Below are 7,108 nucleotides of genomic sequence, written 5' to 3'. Positions count from 1 at the left end.
TGTGTGCGACGTAACGGACGAGGACGCGGTGCAGGCGATGGTGAAGCAGATCGCCCAGGAAGTGGGCGTCATCGACATTCTGGTGAACAACGCGGGCATCATCAAGCGCATCCCGATGTGCGAGATGACGGCGGCGCAGTTTCGGCAGGTGGTGGACGTGGACCTGAACGCGCCGTTCATTGTGAGCAAGGCGGTGCTCCCGGGGATGATCGAAAAGGGGCACGGAAAGATCATCAACATCTGCAGCATGATGAGCGAGCTGGGGCGCGAGACGGTGAGCGCGTATGCGGCGGCCAAGGGCGGCCTGAAGATGTTGACGAAGAACATCGCCAGCGAATACGGCGAATACAACATCCAGTGCAACGGCATCGGGCCGGGGTACATCGAGACGCCGCAGACGGCGCCGCTGCGGGAGCGCCAGGCGGACGGAAGCCGCCACCCGTTCGACCAGTTCATCATCGCGAAGACCCCGGCGGCGCGCTGGGGCACCACGGAGGACCTTGTGGGCCCGGCGGTGTTCCTTGCCAGCGACGCTTCCAACTTCGTCAACGGTCATGTGCTGTATGTGGACGGCGGCATCCTCGCCTACATCGGTAAGCAGCCGTAAGTGGGAGGCAAATACGCTCATGGTCGAAGAATGTCTTTCCCGTGTGCCGGAGCGGTTATGTGAAGTGTCCGTCTGTCCCCAACCGGAGTGCTTCGATGCCTTGCCGGAACTTGTTCGGGTCCGTTGGCACATCCGCGCGGCAACAGCACGCGCTGCCGGGCTAAGCGTAATCACTGCCGCGGACTGGCTACGTTTTTCTCAAACTGGAGACCGTGCGCAATATGAAGCTCTGTATTTCTCCCGCCGTCGCCGGCTGACGGATCTGGTGTGCGGCGTACTTTCCGGCGCGCCGGAGAATTGTATGGATGCAGTGCTGGATACCGTTTGGGGCATCTGTGAGGAAAGCGCCTGGCAGCTCCCGGCACACAATGGCTATGTACGGGATGCGCCTCAGCTCTCCTGGCCGGATGTGGAGAATCCCGTGGTGGATTTGTTCGCCGCAGAAACGGGTGCTTTGTTGGCCTGTACCTGTGCAGCTTTGAGAGATATGCTTCCTGAAGCCGTGCATCGTCGTGTAAGGTTCGAGGTGGAACGCCGTATACTTGTGCCTTGCAGCACCATGCATTTCTGGTGGATGGGCGGCGGGGATGAACCGTTGAATAACTGGACGCCGTGGTGCACCCAGAATGTGTTGCTGTGTGTATTTGCACTTCCCTTTTCGCAGCAGATGCGCCATGCCGTTATCGTACAGGCCGCGCACTCCCTGGATTGCTTCCTGAAAGATTATGGACACGACGGCTGCTGTAATGAAGGCGCGCAGTATTACACTCATGCAGGTCTGTGCCTGTTCGGCTGTTTGGAGCTGCTGTACACAGCCGCCCCCAGTGCGTTTGAAGGTCTGTGGCGAGAGCAAAAAATACAAAATATCGCAGCATATATTTACTGTATGCATGTGGATGGCCCTTATTATGTGAATTTTGCTGATTGCTCCCCCTTTGCCGGACGGCGCGGTGCACGGGAATATCTGTTCGCCCTACGCACAGAGAACCCGGATATGGCACGATTTGCTGCGCAAGACTGGCGTGCGGGCCTCACCAGCCCTGACGAAAACGGAGATATTGCGCGCATCAACCTGTGGTATCAGCTTCTGGAGGCTCGTGCCGCATCGGACATGAACCGGGCAGCAAACGCACCACCTCCCGTGCCGTCCGGGGATATCTATTATCCCAGTGTGGGTGTGTTTTTCGTCAGGAGAGGCGGCTGGTGCCTCGCGGCTAAGGCAGGTTGTAATGCAGATAGCCACAATCACAACGATACAGGCAGCGTGATTCTATATCGTTACGGAAAGCCTTTTCTCATTGACGTGGGCGTAGAAACCTATACGAAAAAGACCTTTTCCGACCAGCGCTATGAAATTTGGACCATGCAGAGCCAGTGGCACAATTTACCTACCTTCGGCGGCGTTCAGCAGCAGGCTGGCGCGGCCTTTCGCGCACAAGACGTGCGTACCGCCTTTTCCGGGAACGATGCTGAAATTTCCATGGAGCTTTCAGCAGCCTGGCCCGCTGAAGCTCGGCTGGAACGTTTCACACGTACCGTTCGCCTGGAGAAAGCCGGCTTTACGCTGTATGATGTATGTTCCGGCGAATACGAAACCGCTTTTCTCAGCCTGATGCTATGTGAAGCACCCCAGGCTGACGGTTGCCGCATACGAGTAGGTGCGTTGGGTACATTGTTTTTCGAGGGAGCGTGCGGCCCTATTGAGACGGATACGCTGCCCATCACAGACGCACGTTTGCGTATTGCTTGGCCCGCTGTTCTGTATCGCTTGCGCATACCGTTTACAAGTAAACTCATGGTTAAGGCCGAGTAGTGCCTTTGCCTTATATAATCAGGAGGCTTACATCATGCAGAGCATCAAATTGAAGATACTGGATGCTGAGGGACATACTTGTATGACCTGTAAAGAAGGTGAAAGTGTCAGTCTTGTATATACTGGTGAGTACCGCTCTGGCGACCGTATTGTTCTGGAATGCCGTGAGCCGGGTTGTTTCTGCGTTGTGCAGTTTGAGGATACACTCACGCCCGCGTATGTATATGTCGCTCAGCGGGAAATCAGCTATCAAATCCCTTTCGGACTGGACCGTATTGTATTTTCGCCTAAGGCGTTTACAGGTGCCCGTCACCTTGTTCGCGCGCGGCTGGCGCGGCCCGATGAAACGGGTTGTCGGCGCAACCTTGCCTTGAATCCGTTCGATCAACACGGAGATAACGGCTTTTTCCCCCATGCTATTGCCAATGTGGAAACGCGTGGGGAAGCTGTATTCGCGGCTTATAATGCCATCGACGGCATAGGTGAAAATGCTTCTCACGGCGAATGGCCTTATCAGAGCTGGGGCATCAATCGGGACCCACAGGCTTCTTGGACATTGAATTTCGGCCGTCCCGTTACTGTGGATGAGCTGCGTGTGACGCTGCGGGCAGATTTTCCCCACGATAGCTGGTGGACGAAGGGAACGGTGGATTTTTCAGACGGCAGCAGTGAAACGCTACACTTTGAAAAAACAGCTGCTCCACAAAGCATACCCATTGCCCCGCGCACAGTAACGTGCCTCACGCTTCACAGCTTAATTAAGGCGGATGATTCGTCTCCTTTTCCCGCTCTTACGCAGTTTGAGGCATGGGGTAGAGAAGCAGAGACAGAAGATTCCCAGAGGCAGAGCGATTAAAATTCGGCGTTAAGCTGAACGGTATACACAGGAAGCTATAAAGGTAGAAGTAAAGGCGCTGAAGGAAAACAGTCATTTGGAAGCGCATAAGTGTATCACGACGTTTCGAGAGCGAACCAGCGTACGGATTTGATTCGCAACTTCATTGAAGAATGGAATAGCCAACAATTTATAGTACATAAATGTTGAAGGCAGCCAATGCACGGCAGTGCTTGGCTGCCTTCTTTTTTTGTATAACGGACAGATTCGTAAATTGCAGCTATCACTAAAGGTGTTGAGGCCACGAGCACGTGCGCCTCCAATCAATCTGAATTTTTTGAATTTCAGATTGATTGGAGGAAAAAGATGGCATACAACCATCGAAAGGCAGAAATAGAATGGCTCAATTGGAAAGAGAAAGAAGAAAAGCAGATGAGGGAGCTGGGCGTGGATGAGGACACGATCCAGCGTCTGCACACATACGATTGGCAACAGTTTAATAAGGAGCGGCAATTTTTACAGCGATGGAAAGATGAGACATGCCTCAATGACAGTGTACGGGAAAATCAGATACAGGATGTTTTTTCAGTAGAGAAATTGTTTGATGAGATTGAAAATGAGCGATTGCTCACAGTTCTGTGTACGGCTGACAGGCTTACACTTGAAATACTGGTATTGCGGCTGCGCGGTTATTCGAGTAAAGAGATAGCAGAGAGAATGCACACGACCGTCAATGCTGTTGATCTGCGCCTATACAAACTTAGGAAAAAAATAAAAAAATTTTTGTAACAGGGAAAGATTTGCGCTATTTTCCTGGGCTACTAAGTGAACGGCGAAAAACTTGCAGTTCACTTGTAGCTTGACAACCGCATATCAGCACGGCAGGTACGTTCCCGCCCATACGAGCGACATCGGGAAAAGCGCCAAGACGTGCAGACGGCAATGCTGCTGTCCTCTCTGAAGGACAGCGGTGTTGTCTGTCTGCGCCGAGCGATCCATTTTGCCCGACAAGGGGCCAAGCAGGCTCTTTTGCGTTTGACTATGGAGCGGGGGATAATGATACGCCTGTTGCCCGGCACAACAGACCGGGTGGCCGACCTTGGGTTGTAATCAGTAAGACCCCTGGGGAGCCAGCGAGTGGTTGTAAGCGATCGACCCGCCTGCCGTGTTCCCATGTGTGCGGGGGGCGAGCTGCAAATACGGCACAAAAATCAAATCAGACGATGAAAACGACGCTGTCGTTGACGTCAGATCGGTGCGGCGCAGAGCGGAATGTTCTGCGCCGCATCCGTTTGCCGTCAACGGCGGATGAGACTGGAGAAATGCCATATGGAACAACAAACGTCTTTTGAAAAGGCACATGCCATGGTGGAACACATTTTTCGGGCGCTGCTGCCCGAACACGGCCTTATGATACGGGAAGCGCAGATCGAGCTGTGCCATGAAATGCTGGATACGCTGTTCGAAGGGAAAATCGTACTCTGCGATGCAGGCGTGGGCATCGGGAAAACGTACGCTTATCTGGCAGCATGCCTGCTGTGGCAGCGGTTCCGGCCTGTACATCTTCCGGGCACAGTGGTGATCTCCACATCCAGCATTGCGCTGCAGGGAGCGATCATGAGCGAGTACATCCCATTTTTATCGCGTGTGCTTTTGCAGGCGGGGATACTGAACCACCCGATCTGTGCAGTAATACGAAAAGGAAAAGAGCGGTTCGTATGCGAAGCAAGACTTGCGGAACGCATGGCGCAGGTGTGCATAAAAACAAATGTCAGCAAACGGCAGGCGGCTTCGCTTCGGAATTTGGAAAAAACATATGACTTGGACGCGGCACCGGACCTTTCGGGCTTTGACCGCCGCCATGTATGCGTGCCGCCCATGTGCCCGCGGAACTGTACTATGCGGGACTTTTGCCGGTATCAGCAATATCTGAGAGAGTCGCGCAGTGCGGAAGTTGTGATTCAAATCTGCAACCACAATTATCTGCTGGCTGATGCAGTACACCGTCAGCAGGAACTGCGGCCTCTTTTAAAGGAACACCATGTTTTGGTGGTGGACGAAGCGCATAAGCTGCCGGAGGCGGCACGCCAGATGTACAGCCGGAGCGTATCGTGGGAGGATATACGCGGGGTATGCGAAGCGCTGAGAAGAGAGCGCTTTGTTTCCATATCAGAACGGCTGGCTGAAAAGCAGGCGGTGCTTATGGCAAGCCTTTCGCGCCCGGAGCATCAGCAGGAAGAAACGAGTGTTGTATTTGAGCTCACTCCGGAGCGCGCCCGTGCGCTGGACACTGCCATTGCCTGCCTGCGGCAAACAGCCGTTCAGCTTGCTCCGCATCTGCCGGGCTGGCTGCTCCACCGGCTGGAAGGAATGGGAGATACACTTGAACTGTTCCGAAACCAGAACCCTCGTTATGTTCTGTACATTCAACACAGCCATTCCGGTACGTCGGCGCTCTGCGCGGCCAGCCGGGAAACTCCCATGCAGCTTGCGCGGGCGCTGTGGGCGTCCGGCAGACCGGCGATCCTTACCTCCGGTACGCTTGCGACAGGCGGGAACTTTATGCGGGCCGAACAGATGCTGGGGCTGGAACAGTGTGGCCGGACAAAAAATTTTGTAGCGTTGTCGCCGTTTGATTATGAACGGAATTGCCTGCTGTACATTCCGAAAGATATGCCGAACAGCGGAAGCGGGGCAGAAGCGGAGCACCTAGCCCGGCGCATTGAAGAATTGATCATAGCCACGCATGGTCATGCGCTGGTATTGTTCACCTCGTACAGATTGATGGGAGAAGTACATACGCATTTGCAGAACCGTCTGCCGTTTCCATTGCTGGAGGCGTGGCGGAACGGACATCAGGCTGTCCGGCTGTTCAAGAGCCTTTCCAATGCAGTACTGTTTGCAGCGGGGCCTTGTTGGGAAGGGATGGATTTCCCCGGAGATATGGTGTCGCTGCTGGTGATCGCGCGCCTGCCGTTCCCTGTACCGGACCCGGTCAGTGAAGCGGAGCGGAAGCAGTATCCCGGCCTGCGGGAATATATCCATGCAGTAGTGCTGCCGGACATGCAGAGCAAGCTGCGGCAGGGATTTGGCCGGGCGATCCGGACGGAAACGGATACCTGTGTCGTGGCGGTTTTAGACAGGCGGGCAGCCGAGGGCCAGCGGTATCATGCGGCTGTGCTGGAAGCTCTGCCAGAGTGCCGGTTATCGGACCGATTAGAGGATGTGGCCCGGTTCATCCGGGAACGGAAGATGCCGGAATATTTTCGGCAGTGAGAAACCCTTCCTTACATTACATATACGGGGTGTTGGCAATGGAGCAACAGAATGGGATAAATAAGCATGATTTAAAACTTTGGGCATATGCCCGCAGCAGTTCTCCACGCCCGGGTGTGTTGATCCGTCAGATGCAGGGGCTGCTGGCCGATGCGGAACGCAACCATTGGACTGTTGTGGGAACGTCGCAGGACATGAGCACCGGCAGAACGCTGGCCCGAATGGGATTGCGGGAGGTGCAGAGAGCGGTGCGGCAGGGAATCGCCAATGGCATTCTGGTAGAAGATGTTGGCCGGCTGAGCCATGAATACAGTACGGCGCTGCGCGTCCTGGAGTTTTTGCAGGATCACAGTGCCGTTTTAATTTGCACATAGACCGATGTGCGTTATGAACTGTACATCAAAGGTTTATCGCAGGCGCTATATCAGAGAGCTACGTGTGCCCTTCCCGGTTTCGTGGACAGTAAAAATGAAGAAAAAACAGAAAGAAACGCAGGATATCTTGTCGTATCACACTCAGGCGGCGGGATGCTCAGACAAGGCACGCGCAAAGGCATCCGGAGGACGCCAGCCAATAG

At 54.4% G+C, this 7,108-nt stretch carries 6 protein-coding genes; all 6 read left to right on the top strand.

What is annotated here, in order from left to right:
- A partial coding sequence (locus IIY41_RS13105; protein ID WP_287401112.1) for a gluconate 5-dehydrogenase occupies positions 1 to 607 on the top strand: 607 nt, incomplete at its 5' end.
- A gap of 421 nt (positions 608 to 1,028) precedes the next feature.
- Positions 1,029 to 2,420, top strand: a complete 1,392-nt coding sequence (locus IIY41_RS13100; RefSeq protein ID WP_287401110.1) for a heparinase II/III domain-containing protein — start codon at positions 1,029 to 1,031, stop codon at positions 2,418 to 2,420.
- A 34-nt stretch (positions 2,421 to 2,454) separates the two neighbouring features.
- Positions 2,455 to 3,276: a carbohydrate-binding protein gene (locus tag IIY41_RS13095; protein WP_287401108.1), complete on the top strand. Its 822-nt coding sequence runs from the start codon at positions 2,455 to 2,457 to the stop codon at positions 3,274 to 3,276.
- 345 nt (positions 3,277 to 3,621) lie between these two features.
- Complete coding sequence (locus IIY41_RS13090) at positions 3,622 to 4,044, top strand: helix-turn-helix transcriptional regulator (RefSeq protein WP_287401106.1); 423 nt, start codon at positions 3,622 to 3,624, stop codon at positions 4,042 to 4,044.
- A 540-nt stretch (positions 4,045 to 4,584) separates the two neighbouring features.
- Positions 4,585 to 6,531, top strand: coding sequence for an ATP-dependent DNA helicase (locus tag IIY41_RS13085; protein WP_287401104.1), 1,947 nt, complete (start codon positions 4,585 to 4,587; stop codon positions 6,529 to 6,531).
- A 38-nt stretch (positions 6,532 to 6,569) separates the two neighbouring features.
- Positions 6,570 to 6,905, top strand: a complete 336-nt coding sequence (locus tag IIY41_RS13080; RefSeq protein WP_287401102.1) for a recombinase family protein — start codon at positions 6,570 to 6,572, stop codon at positions 6,903 to 6,905.
- Positions 6,906 to 7,108: the final 203 nt, after the last annotated feature.

It is taken from the genome of Ruthenibacterium sp. (genome assembly GCF_017421385.1).
GTDB classification, from domain to species: Bacteria; Bacillota; Clostridia; order Oscillospirales; family Ruminococcaceae; genus Ruthenibacterium; species Ruthenibacterium lactatiformans.
The sequence above is the reverse complement of the archived record's forward strand: the minus strand, read 5'-3'. Positions and strand labels throughout refer to the sequence as shown.